Source organism: Ruegeria sp. AD6 (assembly GCF_056542325.1).
Map to the genome: position 1 here is coordinate 231,789 of NZ_JBQFZQ010000001.1, position 14,889 is coordinate 246,677.

Sequence of the window (14,889 nt, forward strand, 5' to 3'; positions counted from 1 at the left end):
AGCATCAGGCCGGGGAATGACTGCGGTTGCGCGCGATCAGTTGGGTGACGATGACCGGAGCGGCCACGGCCAGCGCGATCAGATCGGCGGTCAGGCTTGGCGCGACAAAGATCACCCCGGCGATGGCCATCAGGATGCGTGACACCATGTTCAACGGCTTCAGCCAATAGCCCACCACCGCCGCCGACAGGGCCACGACCCCGGCGATACAACTGGTGGCAGTATAGGTGAACTCCCACAGATTGAACCCGGTGGAGGACACGAACAGCAGGACCGGCGCATAGACGAATGCCATGGGTGCGATGACCTTGCCCAGCCCAAGGGTGAAAGCCGACAGCCCGGTTCGGAACGGGTTCGAGTTGGCAATCGCCGCCGCCGCATAGGCGGATGTGCAGACAGGTGGCGTGATCTCGGACACCACGCCGTAATACAGCACGAACAGGTGGCTAGCGATGGGCGGGACGCCAAGCTGTGCCAATGCGGGCTGCGCGACCGAGACCAGCATGATGTAAAGCGCGGTGGTCGGGATGCCTGCGCCCATCAGGATGCAGACGATGGCGATAAAGACCAGCGAGATGAACAATTGCAGGTCTTCCATCGCAAACAGCTGGAAACTGCCGAACGAGATCATGTTGTAGAGATCCGCTGCCAGATTGCCCGCGCCCTGCGTCACCATGAAACCAATGCGGAAACCGATGCCGGTGGTGTTGATCACACCCACCACGATGCCGACAGCGGCAGCGGCGGCCCCCACGGCAAGCGAGTATTTCACACCCAGTTCAACCGCGGCCAGCATCTCGGGCACTTCGATCCGTTTCTGGGGGTTAAGGGTCGCGATCAGCGACAGGCCACACAGAATGGCCGTCATGGTCAGGTCGAACCCGCCATCCGAGAATTTCCATAGCACAAAGGCCAGAAACGCCGCCGCGTAGATCAGTGTCGGAGGGTGTCTTAGACGCGACATGCCCGCAATCACCGCCAATGATATGCCGCAGAAGGCGGACATGAACGGGGTGTAGCCTGTAAACAGCACGACCAGCAGGCCGATCAACGGCACGATATTGGCCCAGCCCTCAGCCCAGACGGCCTTGAGCTGGGGCAGTTGCTCTTTCGCCAAGCCTTTCAGGTTCAGCTTGCGCGCCATCAGGTGCACCACGGCAAAGACGCCGACATAGTGCAGGATCGCCGGGAAGATCGCGGCGATGACGATGGTGGTGTAGGGTACCTCAAGGAACTCGGCCATGATGAAGGCAGCGGCCCCCATGATCGGCGGGGTGATCTGACCCCCGGCCGAGGACGCGGCCTCGACCCCGCCTGCAAAATGGCCGGGGTATCCAAGGCGCTTCATGTTGGGAATGGTCAGCGCGCCGGTTGATACGGTGTTGGCCACCGAGGACCCCGAGATCGTGCCGAAAAACGCCGAGGATACCACCGACACTTTGGCCGGACCGCCGGTATAACGGCCCGCCAAAATCGTTGCGTTGTCGATGAAAAGCTGCCCCAACCCGGTGCGTTGTGCGATGACGCCGAACAGGACAAAGTGGAAGACGATGGTCGACACCACCCACAGCGTGACGCCATAGATGCCTTCCTGCGGGAAATACATCGACGACACGAAGGTTTTGAAATTCACGCCGGGATGTTGCAGCAAGCCGGGGAAATACGGTCCTAGCAGCGCGTATGAGATGAAGACACAGATGATCAGCGGCAGCACCCAGCCCAGCGTCCGGCGAGCGATGTCCAGCACCAGCAGGATGATGACGACGCCAAGGAACACGTCATAGCCGTTCGGGTTGCCCATGCGAAAGGTCTGTTCCTCGATCCCCAGAAAGGGGATGCCGCGCCAGGCAACGCCCACATAAAGCGCGGCGACGATGCCGAACCCCATGAAAACCAGATCATAAAGGGGGATGTTTCCGATCCGAAAGCGGCTGATCTTGAGGGCATAGAGGCTTTTGGCCCCCACAATCGGAATGGTGGCGTAGACCAGAATGAACAGCAGGGCCAGATAGATGCCCATATGCCAGTGGTCGGCAGGCAGGCCGAAGCCTGCGGTGAAAAATTCGTAAAACGCAAAGATCAGGGCAACGACGCGCAGTACCTTGCCCATGGCGGGCGTGACCTGGCGGACGGCGGCACCTTCGTCGAACTGTTCCTCGATGGCCGCCAGTTCCTCGGCTGTCAGTTCGTGGTCATCAAGTTTCTGGGTCTCGGACATGATGGCCCCCTGATTTCGCATAATTCCAGAATGCGGTGCCCCGCATAAGGGGCACCGGCGACAGGTTTCAGTCGGTTGCGATTACTGAAGCAGACCGGCTTCTTTATAGAACTTCTCGGCCCCCGGATGCAGCGGAACACCCAAAGCCTCGACACCGTCCAGCGCGGTTTCAGCCGTGATCTGCTTGCCCTTGGCGTGGCCATTGTCCAGCAGCTTGCGGGTGTTGTCGTTCCACAGCGCATTGGTCAGGCCATAGACCAGTTCGTCGGACAATTCCGAGGACACAACCAGCATCGCGCTGACCGCAGGGGTCTTGGTCTCACCGTCGATGCCTTCATAAACGCCACCCGGAATGGTCGAGGGGATATAGGCCGGGATGATCTCATTGATCTTGGCCATATCCTCGTCGGTGAAGGAATGCAGGTTCATCCCCTTGGTCGAGGACAGCTGCACCATCGCGGCAACCGGCCAGCCTGCGGCGTAGAAATAGGCGTCAAGCTGACCATCGGCCAGACGCTCGGCGCTTTGGCTGTTGTTCAGCTCGGCCTCGTCCATGTTGTCGCGATTGACGCCCCAGGCGTCCAGCATCTGCAACACGGCAACCTGCGTGCCGGAACCGGCCTGCGCGATACCCACGCGCTTGCCTTCCAGATCGCTCAGATCATTGATCGTCTGACCGGCTGGCAGCACCAGATGCAGGTCCTCGGGGAACAGGTTTGCGACGATGCGCAGATTGGGGTGGGGCTTGCCTTCGAACTTACCCTCACCCAGATACATCGAGCGAGTCACGTCGGCTGCGGCCAGACCGGCCTCAAGCTCGCCATTTTGCACGGCGGCGTTGTTGAACACGGACGCGGTGGTGGATTGCGCAATGGCGATCAGACCGGGCACGCCGCACTGGCCGCCTTCCTCGCAGGGGCGCGAGCCCGGAGGGGCAGAGATACCGTTTGCAATGGTGCCGCCAATGGGGAAATAGGTTCCACCGGCCCCGCCGGTGCCGATGCGGAAAAAGGTCGGATCCTGCGCCAGCGCCGGGGCGGCCAGCGCGCCAGCCAAAGCCAGACCTGTCAGGCATTTCACGAGTTTCATCGTCGTCTCCGTTGTTGGTTCGTGGGATTCGGTTTGACCGAACCTCGATCCCAAAAGCGTAAAGACAAATGGCATAAATACAAATTTGTTATATTTCACAAAACTAAAGTTTAGCTTATACGACAGGAATGAACCTGACGCAGCTCACAGTCTTTCGCGAGGTGATGGAAACCGGCTCCATCTCTCAGACCGCCAGAAAACTGAACCGCACCCAGCCAGCGATCAGCCTGGCCCTGAAGAATCTGGAGCAAACCCTTGGCCTGACCTTGTTCGAGCGTAAGGGCAGGCGGCTGGTTCCGGTTCCCGAGGCGCATTACCTGCTGGCCGAAACCACCGGCATTCTGGACCGTCTCGCCGCAATCTCCAGCACGATGGAGGGGTTGATCAAGGGCCATTCCGGTAGCCTGAACATCGCCACGATGCCGGGACCTTCGGCCTTTCTGTTCCCGCGCTTCATCAGCCAGTCGGTCGGAGAGAACCCGGACATCCGCATCACGCTGTCCACCCGCAGTTCACCCCAGATCATCGAGCTTGCCGGGACGCAGAATATCGACTTTGGCTTTGCGGATTTCGAACACGCGACCGGGAAAGAGCCGCAATATTCAGCCGAGTTGATCCGGGCCGATTGTTTCTGTGCCATTGACCGGGACAACCCGCTGGCGGCGCGCGGCAGTATCTCGATCTCGGACCTCGACGGGGTTCCGATGGGTGGGTTGCACGCAACGCACCCGTTCCAGCACAAAATCCGCAGCAAGTTTCAGGAGGTATCGGCCCGCTACAACTCGACAGTGACCTGCCAGTATTTTCTGCCTCTTATTCCGTTTGTAAGCTCGGGCCAATGCTGCACAATCGTGGACCCTTTGACTGTCGCGACGGAACAGGAACTGGGCCTGTCTGCCGGAAAGGTCGTGTTCCTGCCGTTCGCAAATCCCCTTCGGTATGAATACGCAATTCTGGAACCGGAACACCGCCCGCCGTCGCAACTGGCGCTGAAGATCAAGGCAGGTTGGAAAGCCGAAGTTATCAGAATGCTTGACGACGTGGGGGCCAACCCAACTGCCAAAATGATTTCTGAGCAGAGTGGCGAATGAAGTCGCCAGCTTTTCAAGCTTAGTAAATCAAGTTCAGCATCAACATCGAAACCACCAAAAACAGTATCGTCATCACGCCGCCGGATCGCACAAAGTCCATGACCTTGTAGCCGGCAGGCCCCATGATCAGGGCGTTCACTTGGTGCGTCGGAATGATGAAGCTGTTTGAGGTGGAAATGGCCACCGTAAGGGCGAAAACAGCCGGGTTTCCTCCGGCGGCAACTGCAATGGACACGGCCAGCGGCACAAGCAATACGGTGGCCCCGACATTTGACATCACAAGCGAAAACGCTGTGGCCAGTATCGCGACACCGGCCTGCAGCGCCCAGATCGGCCAGCCATTCAAAAGAACCATGATCTGTTGGGCGATCCACGCCGCCGTGCCGGTATTTTGCACCGCCTGACCCAAGGGGATCAGACAGGCCAGCAGGAAAACGGTGTTCCATCCCACGGCGCGATACGCCTCATCCACGCTCAGCACGCGGGTCAGCATCATTCCGGCGGCACCGGTCAGCAGGCACAGCGACAGCCGCACGTCGGTGAACAAAATCAACGACAGGGAAATCGCAAAGAAGGCCAGCGCCCAGCCAACCTTTTGCGGGCGCAACTCTTCCTGAGGGAAATCGGATGTGACCACGACAAAGTCAGGATCCTGCGTGATCCGCATCAGGTTGTCCCATCTGGTATGTGCCACCAGCATGTCACCTGCTTTGAAGGTTTCGAGACCGATCTGCGTAGACTCGTGCGTGTCGGTCTCGACATGGCTGAGTGTCTCTTCGCCCCGGTGGATGGCCAGCAGGGACATTCCGTAGGTCTTGCGGAACAACAACTCGCGGGGGCATTTCCCGATCAGTTTGCTGTCGGGGGTCACGACCACTTCGGCAATACCGGCATTTGTGGGCGCGAATTCTTCGACGAAGATGTCCAGCTCGGGCAGGACCTTCAGTCCAAACTTCTGGGCAAATTCCTCGACCACCCAGCGGCGCCCGATGATGGCCAACCGACATGGCGCGGCGATTTCGGCCGTCAGAACTTGCACCATCGATGTTTTGCCGCGATAGAAGGTCGAGATGATATACAGGTGGTTTTCGTGGTTGATGTCAGCCAACACCTGACCGACTAAGGGGCTGTCTGCGGGGACCACAACTTCGAAAACATCTGCTTTCAGGCCGTAGACCCGTTGCAGATATTCCTGCGTGCCTTGGCTGGTGCCGGTATTGTCGGATCCGGTGTCGCCGGGCAGTACCCATCGGCCAAGCAGTAGAAAATACGCGATCCCGGTCAGGATCAGCGCCGCGCCAATCGGAGTGACCGAGAACAGGCCAAACGGCTGAATTTTCTGATCGTCCGGCAGCCCCTCATTCGCGGTCACAACCAGATCGTTCAGCAAAATCAGCGGCGATGACCCGACCATCGTCATCGTGCCGCCAAGGATGGCGCAAAAGCCCATCGGCATCAGCAGACGCGAAAGCGGAATACCAGATCGTGAGGATATGCGGCTGACCACAGGAAGGAACAGCGCCGCCGCGCCCACGTTTTGCATGAAGGATGAGATGACGCCGACCGTGCCCGAAACGATTGGCAACACCCGGTTTTCAGCAGTACCGCCGTATTTCAGAATGACAGCCGCGACCTTGTTCATGATGCCGGTCTTGTCCAACCCGGCACCCACGATCATAACCGCGATGATCGAGATTACGGCGTTTGACGCAAACCCATCGAAAAGGTGAGAGACATCCGCCAGGTTCTCAAGACCCGGCGCATAGCTCAGCAGGCCGACCAGAACGAGCACCAATATGGCCGAAAGATCAATCCTGACGATTTCTGAAACAAACAGGAACACGGTAAACGCCAACAGCGCGCAAACGACTCCCATCTCGAACGTAAAAACAACCTGTTCCACAGAGTTCTCGGTAACTTTGTCTTCTTTTCGTTTTAAGTGAACACCTAAACGATCATGATGGCCTTGTCATGTTGTTTCGATTTCACGGGCGATAACGTAATTTAATTTCAAGCCGGGTTGGGTTGCTGGTTCTGCAAGTTAACCGGTCATGAGATAGTCCAACAAAATGCCGTTAAAAAGCGCGGGCTTCTCCATATGCACCGCATGCGCGCATCCGGGGATCACGGACAGGCTGGCGTTGGGAATACTGGACCAAAGCAGATGCGTCTGGTCCCACGAATAGGTTCGGTCCCGGTCGCCACAGACTACCAGCGTCTCCTGTTGCAGGTCTTGCAGGTGTTCTGCTCCGGACCAATTTTGCATTGCATCCAGACCGGCGAGAATGGCGTCTTTCGTGGCCATTCGGGCCAGGGTTTCGCAATCCTTGAAATGGGGCGCGGCCTTGGTTTCCCAAAACCACGTTGCCGCGATCCGGCTTGCGGTGGCTGCGACGCCGTCCTGTTCAACGCGGGCTTTGCTTTCGTCGATGGTTTCAAACCGTCCGGGCAGGACGCCAATTGCACCGGTCGCGTACAGGATCAGCTTCTGCACGCCGCTTTGATCAGCGCGAGCGATCTCTTGCACCACCATACCGCCCATCGAGTGGCCCAGAAGGTGGTACCTGTCTGTACCAAGCGCACGCAGATGCGCGATCACCCAGTCGGCCAGACCATCAATGCGGTCTATCGCGGAAAGATGTGCGTTCTTGCCAAAGCCGGGCAGGTCAAGGGCGACGACCTCGAAATGGTCTGAAAATGCCTTGTATTGCAAGTTCCACTGCGGGCTGCCGCCCATCAGGCCGTGCACCAGAACAAGGGGCGTCACTTGCGCTGGCCCTGAACAATGCGATCCAGGATCATTGCGCAGAACAGGATGGCGAACCCTGCAAGGATACCTTGTCCGACATTGGCATATTGCAGGGCCTCAAGAACATCCTCACCCAACCCCTTGGCACCGATCAGCGAGGCGACAACCACCATCGCCAGCGACAGCATGATGGTCTGGTTGATTCCCGCCCGGATCGACGGGCTGGCCAATGGCAGATCGACCTTGGTCAGCAGATACCATTTGTTGGCCCCAAAGCTGATCGCCGCCTCGCGCACGCTTTCGGGGACGCCACGCAGACCAAGAACGGTCAGGCGTACCACCGGGGTGCCGCCGAAAATCATCGTTGTGACGACGGCAGCGGGTTTGCCTGTTCCGAAGAACGCAATCACCGGGATCATGAACACAAAGGCGGGCATGGTTTGCATGAAATCCATGATCGGTTGAATGAACGCATAGAACCGGGGACGGCGTGCCGCGAACATGCCCAGTGGGATTCCGATGACGATGGACAGACACGCCGCCGTTCCAAGCAAAGCAAGCGTTGTCATGGCTTTTTCCCAAAACCCAAGCAGGCCCATATAGGCCAGAAACGCGCCGGAGTAGATCGCCATACGCACACCGGCCGTCAGCCAGGTCAGCAATATGATCAGCGACGCAATCACGATCCACGGGGTGCTGACAAACACCAGTTCCAGCGCGTCCAGCACCAGACGGATGGCATAGGTGATCCCGTCGAACAGCGCCTCGCCATTCAGAACGGCCCAATTGAAGAACGCCTCGACCCCGTCGATGCTGAGCAGTCGGAATTCCGGGTCCGTCGGAAAATCGCTGAGGATCGTGAAACGCCCCGGAAAGCTGTAGTTGATCATGGCGACCGTCACGATCAGAACCATGAACACCGCGCTGAACACGATCTGGGATACAGGCATCCCGGACCGGATCGACCGGTCCGACAGCCATTCGGAAAACCGAGCTTCGAGCGCCCAGTTGGCCATCACCGACTGCGCCGCCTTGGCGATGATCAGGATAACAAGGCCGGTCAGGGCGATGGTTGGACCTTGCTCTGCCAGCGCCTCGGCCTCGGCGCGAATGCCGCCGATATTCGCCTCTAGCCCGTCCACCGCGCGTTGGAACGCGTCCACCCGGTCCGAGCCCGCCTCGATTGCCGCCGCAAGCTGTTGTTTGCGTAACTCTAAGGTGCCCTCGATAGACGCGATCCGGGCCATGGCGTCCGAGGCGAGATCTCCGAACAGGCCACGGGCGATCTGGACAAATCCTATCGCCTCGATGATCAGAAAGCACAGCGCCCAGGACCACAAGCCGCGCGCACCAAACCAGATCGGCCCGAAGAGGCCCGCGAAAAAGTTGAAGGTCGGCGTAAACCGCGCCGAGGCACCGACCTTGTCGAAATTGGCGATGTAGTAGTCGGGATGCGTGCGAACAAAGGTGCGAATGTTCTCTTTGCGCTCTTCCGCATAGGCCAGCGCGGCCTCGCTTTCGGTGTCTTCCAGCGGATTGATGTTTTCGTCCCTCATGACACCTCGGTCCCTTCGATAACGGTACGCAGCAGGTCGGCGCGGGTGATGACGCCAACATCGGCACCCGCGTCGGCCACGACGATGGGATTGTCATCATCAATGGCCAGATTGATCAGATTGCTAAGCGTCTCACCGCTGCTGACGCGGTGCAGATCGGCGGGCAGGGGGCCGTTCCGGGACGTCCAGTCTTCAATCGGGCGCATGACGACCTTGGCATGCACCACTTTCAGACGCGATATCCCGGCGACAAAGTCCGCGACATAGTCATCCTGGGGATGCATGACGATATCTTCGGCCGTGCCCATCTGCACAACCTTGCCGTCGCGCATGATGGCGATACGATCCCCGATCCGAACGGCTTCATCCAGATCGTGGGTGATGAACACGGTCGTCTTTTTGAGGATTTTGGACAGTCGGATGAATTCATCCTGCAATTGCCGCCGGATCAGCGGGTCAAGGGCCGAAAACGGCTCATCCATCAGCAAAACATCCGGATTGGCCGCCAGCGCCCGTGCAAGGCCGACACGCTGCTGCATCCCGCCGGACAGTTCATGGGCGAATTTGGACCCCCAGGCCCCCAGCTCGACGATGTCCAGTATGGCCGCCGCCTGACGCATCCGTTCATTCTTGGCGACCTGCCTGATCTCTAGCGGCATCGCCACGTTGTCCAGAACCGAGCGGTGCGGCATCAGCGCGAAGTTCTGGAACACCATACCGATCTTCTGGTTGCGAAAGTGCTGCAGGTCTTTCGTGCCCAACGCCATCACATCGGTGCCTTCGATCTCGATCTTGCCAGCGGTGGGTTCCAGCAAACGGTTGAAATGGCGCACAAGAGTCGACTTGCCGCTACCCGACAGGCCCATGATGCAAAAGATTTCACCCCGGTTCACCGACAGGCTGACATCCGCAACACCGACAACGCAGTTATACTCGGCCAGTACCTCGGCCTTGCTCAGGTTGCGCTCGCGAACAGCTTGCAGTGCGGCCTGCGGTTTAGCCCCGAAAATCTTCCAGACATTCGAAATCTCGATGACGGTTTCTGCGTTCATTTTTGCGCCACTGTTTGAAGAGATCAGGTCCGGTACCAGCCGAAACCGGTACCGGCAGTTCAGTTGGGCGGTTACAGCCCCAGCATCGAGTCGACGCGGTCCGAGTTCTCATTGACCCAGTCCTTCGCAACATCAGCCGGTTCGCGACCATTGGCGCTGATTTCAAAGGCCAGACCGCTGACATCATCGGCGGTCAGGGCAAAGTTGGCAAAAAACTCGGCAATGGCGGGCGAGCGGTCGGCCAGCGAGTTCGACCAAGCAATCTGAACCTGCTTCAGGGCGTCCTTCGTTGCCACATTGGATTTTTCGTACCAATCGGCATCGTCGGACGGTTGGATCATCACGTATTTTGCAGGGTCATAGGTGGGTTCCGTCAGCATCTCGACATCAAACATGAACCACACCGCATGCGGCTTGTAGCAATAGAACGCATATCCTTCGCCCTTGGCGATCGAGTCCTTGATGCGCGCGGTCTTGACACTTTCTTCGGCTCGGATCGGTTCGATGAAGTCCAATAGGCCATAGTCGCGCACCTTGACCTCGTTGACATTTGCCGAGGCCCAGCCGGGCGCGCCAATCCACATCTCGCCCTTGCCATTGCCATCACTGTCCATCAGCGCGGCCACATCCGGGCGACCCAGATCTGCGATGTCGGTAATGTTGTTGGCCTGACCGAAATCCTTGGACACGCAGAACCCCTGGTTCCCTTCGTATGGATTGGAGGACAGCGTCACTGTGCCCGCCTCATCTACATATTTCTTGGTAAAGCTCTCCTGGTTCGGCAGCCAGACGTCCGGATGAACATCGATGTCACCCTTGCCCTGATCCATCGCCTGAAAGATCGTGGCGTTATTGCCGGGAACATATTCGACCGTCCCGCCAATGCGGGTGGCGACGATCTCGCCCAGCACATAGGCGATGGCCTGAGCACCAGTCCAGGACGGCACGCCGATCTTGACGTCTTCGGCATAAGCGGTCGCCCCAAACGTGGTCAGCAGCGCCGCGCCGATGAGGGTTTTTTTCAGTGACATAGTGATCTCTCCTTGTTGGTCGCTTTTTGTTTTGTTCTTGTTTTTATGGTGTGTAACCGGGCAGTCCGAAGGCATCGGAATACCCAAACAGGGCCGCGCTTCCACCAGTGTGCAGAAACACGACATTGCTCATGCCGTCGAAATAACCCTTGCGGATCTGATCGATCAGCCCGTCGAGGCCCTTGCCTGAATATACCGGATCGAACAGCAGCCCTTCGGTGTGGGCCAACAGCTTGACCGCCCGGATCATCCCGTCGGTCGGCAGCCCATAGCCGGGCCCCACATAATCGCAATTCGCTCGCACTTCTGAGCGGGCGATCTGCGCGTCCAGTTCCAGATGCGCTGCGGTTTTGGTCGCCAGTTCAAACACCATCTGTTCCTGCTTGTCTTGCGGAGCCCGAACGCCAATACCCAGAAGATGCGTGGTGCTTTTGATCGCCGCCAGCCCGGCCACAAGCCCGGCCTGAGTCCCGGAACTGCCGGTCGCATGAACCAGCGCTTCAATCGACAATCCCATTCTGGCTGCCTGTTCGGTCAATTCGCGGGCGCAGTTGACATAACCTAGCGCACCAATGGCGTTCGAGCCCCCTCCGGGAATGATGTAAGGCTTCTTGCCCTCGCTCCGCAGGTGATCGGCCAACCTGTCCATTTCGGAATTCATGTCCGCACCGCCGTCGCGCTTGGACACCGAGGCCCCGTGCAGGCGGTCCAACAGAACGTTTCCGTTCATGATGTAGTTGGGGTCATCCGATCCGGTGCGATCTTCCAACAGTATGTGACACTCCAACCCCAGTTTGGCCGCCGCAGCAGCAGTCTGGCGGGCGTGATTGGATTGCGTAGCGCCCTGGGTAATGATCGTGTCCGCGCCCTTTTCAACGGCGTCCGCCATCAAAAATTCAAGCTTCCGGGTCTTGTTCCCACCGGTCGACAGGCCGGTACAATCGTCCCGCTTGACCCAAAGGCGCGGGCCGCCCAGCACCTCGCTGAGTCTGTCCATCGGTTCCAGAGGTGTCGGAAGATGCCCGAAGGAAATCCGCGGGAACCGGGCCAGACTGATCGACAGTTCCTTGCACAGGCTAAAGGTTAGGTCTGCGGTTTCGCCCGCAGTATTCTCCGAGATTTCTGCCGACTCTGCCATGCTCTGAGGTCCTTACCGTTGGGATCTCTCAAAGCGTTTCCTATCAAATCAAAGAAAAACAGTGCTTTTTTGTACGGCTACTCATACTTTTGCTTTGGCTGGGGGTGCGCTTTTCATGGATACACAATGGTTAGAGGACATTCTTGTTCTGCTGGAAGAGGGCAATCTAAGCCGGGCCGCCGCGCGCCGACATATCACCCAGCCCGCGTTTTCCAGGCGTATCCGGTCCTTCGAAGACTGGCTGGGCGTCACCATACTGGACCGCAAAACCAACCGGGTCGAGATCAGCGCCGCGCTGATCTCAAACGAACCCGAGATACGTGCGCTTCTGGTCCAGCTTCGCGAGCTACGCACAAAAATTGCCCATCATGACCCCAAGGCGACCACCGTCAGGATCGCGGCACAACATGCGCAGGTGTTTTCCCGGTTCCCGGACATGGCGCTGAAGGCCCGGTCGCACCTGCCGGGCGTCAGGTTCCGTCTGCATGCCGCTAACCTAAGCGACTGCGTCAGCATGTTCCTGCGCAAAGATGCCAGCATGCTGCTGTGCTACGAATCCGATCTGGCCGAACCGTTGGAGTTCGGGTCGGGCGTATTGCGCGGAACCTGGGGGCGGGATTATCTGATCCCTGTGGTGGGCGGGGCCCTTCGGTTTGCGGTGAAAGACGTGGGCGACATTTCCGACACTGCGCCGGCAGTCGTCTATCCGGATAACAGCTATTTCGGGCAGGTTCTGCGCCGAAAGGAGCGCCGGTTCGGGACGGCTGGGTACAGCACCAACCCGATTTGCGAGACGGCGTTTTCGACCGGTATTCTCGAGATGGTCCGCAAGGGCCTTGGGGTCGGTTGGCTGCCCTTCAGCATGGTGCACAGCGAATTGCAAAGCGGCGAGGTGATCTCGCTGGCGAATGCGTTGGGGCGTGAGCCCATGGACATCGCGATCTACGCGGACCGCACGGAATCAGCTGCTGCCGAATTGTTCGGGATCTGGAGCAACCAGGGGTCGAAGGCGCGACACCGCTGACCGCCAATCAAGGTGCGGAATCCCCCAACTGTCAAAGTCACGGATTTTGTGATATGCACAAACAATAGTTTGATTATTGTTATCCCACTGTCTTTAAGGACATTTTCGATGTTCGAAAGAATTCTGGACTCTCTGCTCGGCAGATTTGCCTCTATTTCTCAAAGATTTAGAGTTTGGCACGCTTGGCCGTTTTTGCCTGCGTTGGCGATTATTCTGGGCCACCGTGTCAACCTGCGGCACAACAACCTGATCGATACCGAAACCGCGCCGTTGGATGGCGAACGGCCCGAGGATTTTGACATTATCGGATGGCGCACCGCGGACGGGCAATTCAACGACCTTTCGCAGCCCCGCATGGGCGCGACGGGCACCCGGTTCGGACGCAATGTCGCGCTGAGGGACACCTATCCGCCCAGCGACGCGGATCTGATGGATCCAAGCCCCAGACTGGTCAGCGAAAAGCTTCTCAAGCGGCATGAATTTGTACCCGTTCCACATCTGAACGTGCTGGCGGCTGCCTGGATTCAGTTCATGGTGCATGACTGGCTCAGCCACGGTCCCAACGATCCGGATGCCGAGCCGTTGGACGTGCCGCTACCCGAAGGTGACGACTGGCCGGGCGGCAAGATGACCGTACGGCGCACGATGCCCGACAAACAGGTGACGGATGCTGATGCCAACCGTCCACCTACCTTCCGCAATGTCGAAACCAGTTGGTGGGATGGATCGCAAATCTATGGCTCGACCGAGGAACGTCTGCGTTACGTCCGCACCGCCAAACTGAAGGGCCGGCCCAAATCGGCCGAAATTGCTTTGGACGATGGTCTTTTACCCGTCGACAAAAAGGCCAAGCGCGAAGGTCAGGAACTGGCAGGTGTCAACGGCAACTGGTGGACCGGGCTGTCGGTGCTGCACACTCTGTTCGCGCGCGAGCATAATTCCATCGTGGCGCGGTTGCGCATTGATCATCCGGATGAAAGCGAAGACTGGCTGTTTCACAAGGCGCGGTTGGTGAACTCGGCGCTGATGGCCAAGATCCACACCGTAGAATGGACGCCCGCGCTGATGGACAGCCCCGAAGGCCGCATGGCGATGCGTGGCAACTATTGGGGCCTGATGGGCGAAACCGTGTTCAACGCGGTGGGTCGGGTCTCGGACAGCGAGGTGATGTCGGGCATTCCCGGCTCTCCGCGGGATCATCATGGCAGCCCCTATGCGATGACCGAGGAGTTCGGCTCGGTCTACCGGCTGCACTCGCTGATGCCGGACGCATATGAATTCCGCAGCCATTCCGACAACGCGCATCTGCACAGCGCCGGGCTGACCGAAGTGTCAGGTCCGGGCGCACGCAAGCTGTATGACAATCTGAGTTTCGACGACGTGCTGTATTCTCTGGCGACCGAAAATCCGGGTGCCTTGGTGCTGAACAACTTCCCCGAAACCCTGCGCCGTCTGGACAAGAAGGTTGAGGCGAATGTGTTCCTCGACCTCGCCGCCGTTGATGTCCTGCGTGACCGCGAGCGGGGCGTGCCGCGCTATGCCGATTTCCGGGCCGCCATCGGCGCGACGCGGCCTGAAACCTTTGAAGACATCACCGATGATCCCAACTGGCAGTCCACACTGCAAGAGGTCTATGGCACCGTCGAAAAGGTCGATCTGCTGGTCGGGACACTGGCCGAAGCGAAGTCGAAAAACCAGCCGCCGCGCTTTGGGTTCTCGGACACGGCGTTTCGTATCTTCATCCTCATGGCCTCACGCAGGCTGAAAAGCGATCGCTTCTATACCGATGATTTCCGACCGGAAATCTACACAGAGGCCGGGTTCCGATGGGTTGCCGAAAACGGATTTTCCGACGTGGTGCGTCGCCATTGCCCGGACCTTGCCGAAGCTCTGGTCGATGCCCGCAACCCATTCTTCCCCTGGCGGATCGCGGGGGGCTGA

11 protein-coding genes are annotated in these 14,889 nt (G+C 58.7%); 3 read left to right on the forward strand and 8 right to left on the reverse strand.

What is annotated here, in order from left to right:
• Positions 1-4: 4 nt before the first annotated feature.
• Both ACR0KJ_RS01145 and ACR0KJ_RS01150 read right to left on the reverse strand, forming a co-directional pair.
• On the reverse strand, positions 5-2,218 hold the full coding sequence (locus ACR0KJ_RS01145) for a TRAP transporter permease (RefSeq protein WP_480625767.1): 2,214 nt from the start codon (positions 2,216-2,218) through the stop codon (positions 5-7).
• Between the two features lie 81 nt (positions 2,219-2,299).
• Positions 2,300-3,307, reverse strand: a complete 1,008-nt coding sequence (locus ACR0KJ_RS01150) for a TAXI family TRAP transporter solute-binding subunit (protein WP_480625768.1) — start codon at positions 3,305-3,307, stop codon at positions 2,300-2,302.
• Positions 3,308-3,435: 128 nt separating this feature from the next.
• Here ACR0KJ_RS01150 and ACR0KJ_RS01155 point away from each other — a divergent pair, with 128 nt between their 5' ends.
• A complete protein-coding gene (locus ACR0KJ_RS01155; RefSeq protein WP_480625769.1) occupies positions 3,436-4,398 on the forward strand; it encodes a LysR family transcriptional regulator in 963 nt (320 codons plus the stop codon).
• 19 nt (positions 4,399-4,417) lie between these two features.
• Here the strand turns inward: ACR0KJ_RS01155 and ACR0KJ_RS01160 are convergent, their stop codons facing one another.
• The 6 genes from ACR0KJ_RS01160 to cuyA all read right to left on the reverse strand — a co-directional run bounded on the left by ACR0KJ_RS01160 (position 4,418) and on the right by cuyA (position 11,843).
• Positions 4,418-6,301 (reverse strand): SLC13 family permease, encoded by a 1,884-nt coding sequence (locus tag ACR0KJ_RS01160; protein WP_480625770.1) that lies wholly within the window; start codon positions 6,299-6,301, stop codon positions 4,418-4,420.
• A 138-nt stretch (positions 6,302-6,439) separates the two neighbouring features.
• On the reverse strand, positions 6,440-7,165 hold the full coding sequence (locus tag ACR0KJ_RS01165; protein WP_480625771.1) for an alpha/beta fold hydrolase: 726 nt from the start codon (positions 7,163-7,165) through the stop codon (positions 6,440-6,442).
• A complete protein-coding gene (locus tag ACR0KJ_RS01170) occupies positions 7,162-8,703 on the reverse strand; it encodes an ABC transporter permease subunit (protein ID WP_170517472.1) in 1,542 nt (513 codons plus the stop codon). The genes ACR0KJ_RS01165 and ACR0KJ_RS01170 overlap by 4 nt, the downstream gene beginning before the upstream one ends.
• Entirely contained in the window at positions 8,700-9,755 is a 1,056-nt protein-coding gene (locus tag ACR0KJ_RS01175; protein WP_480625772.1) for a quaternary amine ABC transporter ATP-binding protein, read from the reverse strand. The genes ACR0KJ_RS01170 and ACR0KJ_RS01175 overlap by 4 nt, the downstream gene beginning before the upstream one ends.
• Positions 9,756-9,826: 71 nt before the next feature.
• Positions 9,827-10,786: an ABC transporter substrate-binding protein gene (locus ACR0KJ_RS01180; RefSeq protein ID WP_170451792.1), complete on the reverse strand. Its 960-nt coding sequence runs from the start codon at positions 10,784-10,786 to the stop codon at positions 9,827-9,829.
• Between the two features lie 43 nt (positions 10,787-10,829).
• Positions 10,830-11,843 carry a D-cysteate sulfo-lyase gene (gene cuyA, locus ACR0KJ_RS01185; protein ID WP_480626264.1) on the reverse strand — a complete coding sequence of 338 codons (1,014 nt, stop codon included), beginning with the start codon at positions 11,841-11,843 and terminating at the stop codon, positions 10,830-10,832.
• A gap of 196 nt (positions 11,844-12,039) precedes the next feature.
• Here cuyA and ACR0KJ_RS01190 point away from each other — a divergent pair, with 196 nt between their 5' ends.
• Positions 12,040-12,948 (forward strand): LysR family transcriptional regulator, encoded by a 909-nt coding sequence (locus ACR0KJ_RS01190; protein ID WP_480625773.1) that lies wholly within the window; start codon positions 12,040-12,042, stop codon positions 12,946-12,948.
• A 201-nt stretch (positions 12,949-13,149) separates the two neighbouring features.
• Positions 13,150-14,889 carry a peroxidase family protein gene (locus ACR0KJ_RS01195; RefSeq protein ID WP_480625774.1) on the forward strand — a complete coding sequence of 580 codons (1,740 nt, stop codon included), beginning with the start codon at positions 13,150-13,152 and terminating at the stop codon, positions 14,887-14,889.

What these genes read in the sequence shown, in the direction of transcription:
- ACR0KJ_RS01180 (WP_170451792.1), bottom strand. Translation starts at nt 10,786, where the DNA reads ATGTCACTGAAAAAAACCCTCATCGGCGCGGCGCTGCTGACCACGTTT.
- ACR0KJ_RS01170 (WP_170517472.1), bottom strand. Translation starts at nt 8,703, where the DNA reads ATGAGGGACGAAAACATCAATCCGCTGGAAGACACCGAAAGCGAGGCC.
- ACR0KJ_RS01145 (WP_480625767.1), bottom strand. Translation starts at nt 2,218, where the DNA reads ATGTCCGAGACCCAGAAACTTGATGACCACGAACTGACAGCCGAGGAA.
- ACR0KJ_RS01175 (WP_480625772.1), bottom strand. Translation starts at nt 9,755, where the DNA reads ATGAACGCAGAAACCGTCATCGAGATTTCGAATGTCTGGAAGATTTTC.
- ACR0KJ_RS01190 (WP_480625773.1), top strand. Translation starts at nt 12,040, where the DNA reads ATGGATACACAATGGTTAGAGGACATTCTTGTTCTGCTGGAAGAGGGC.
- ACR0KJ_RS01155 (WP_480625769.1), top strand. Translation starts at nt 3,436, where the DNA reads ATGAACCTGACGCAGCTCACAGTCTTTCGCGAGGTGATGGAAACCGGC.
- ACR0KJ_RS01150 (WP_480625768.1), bottom strand. Translation starts at nt 3,307, where the DNA reads ATGAAACTCGTGAAATGCCTGACAGGTCTGGCTTTGGCTGGCGCGCTG.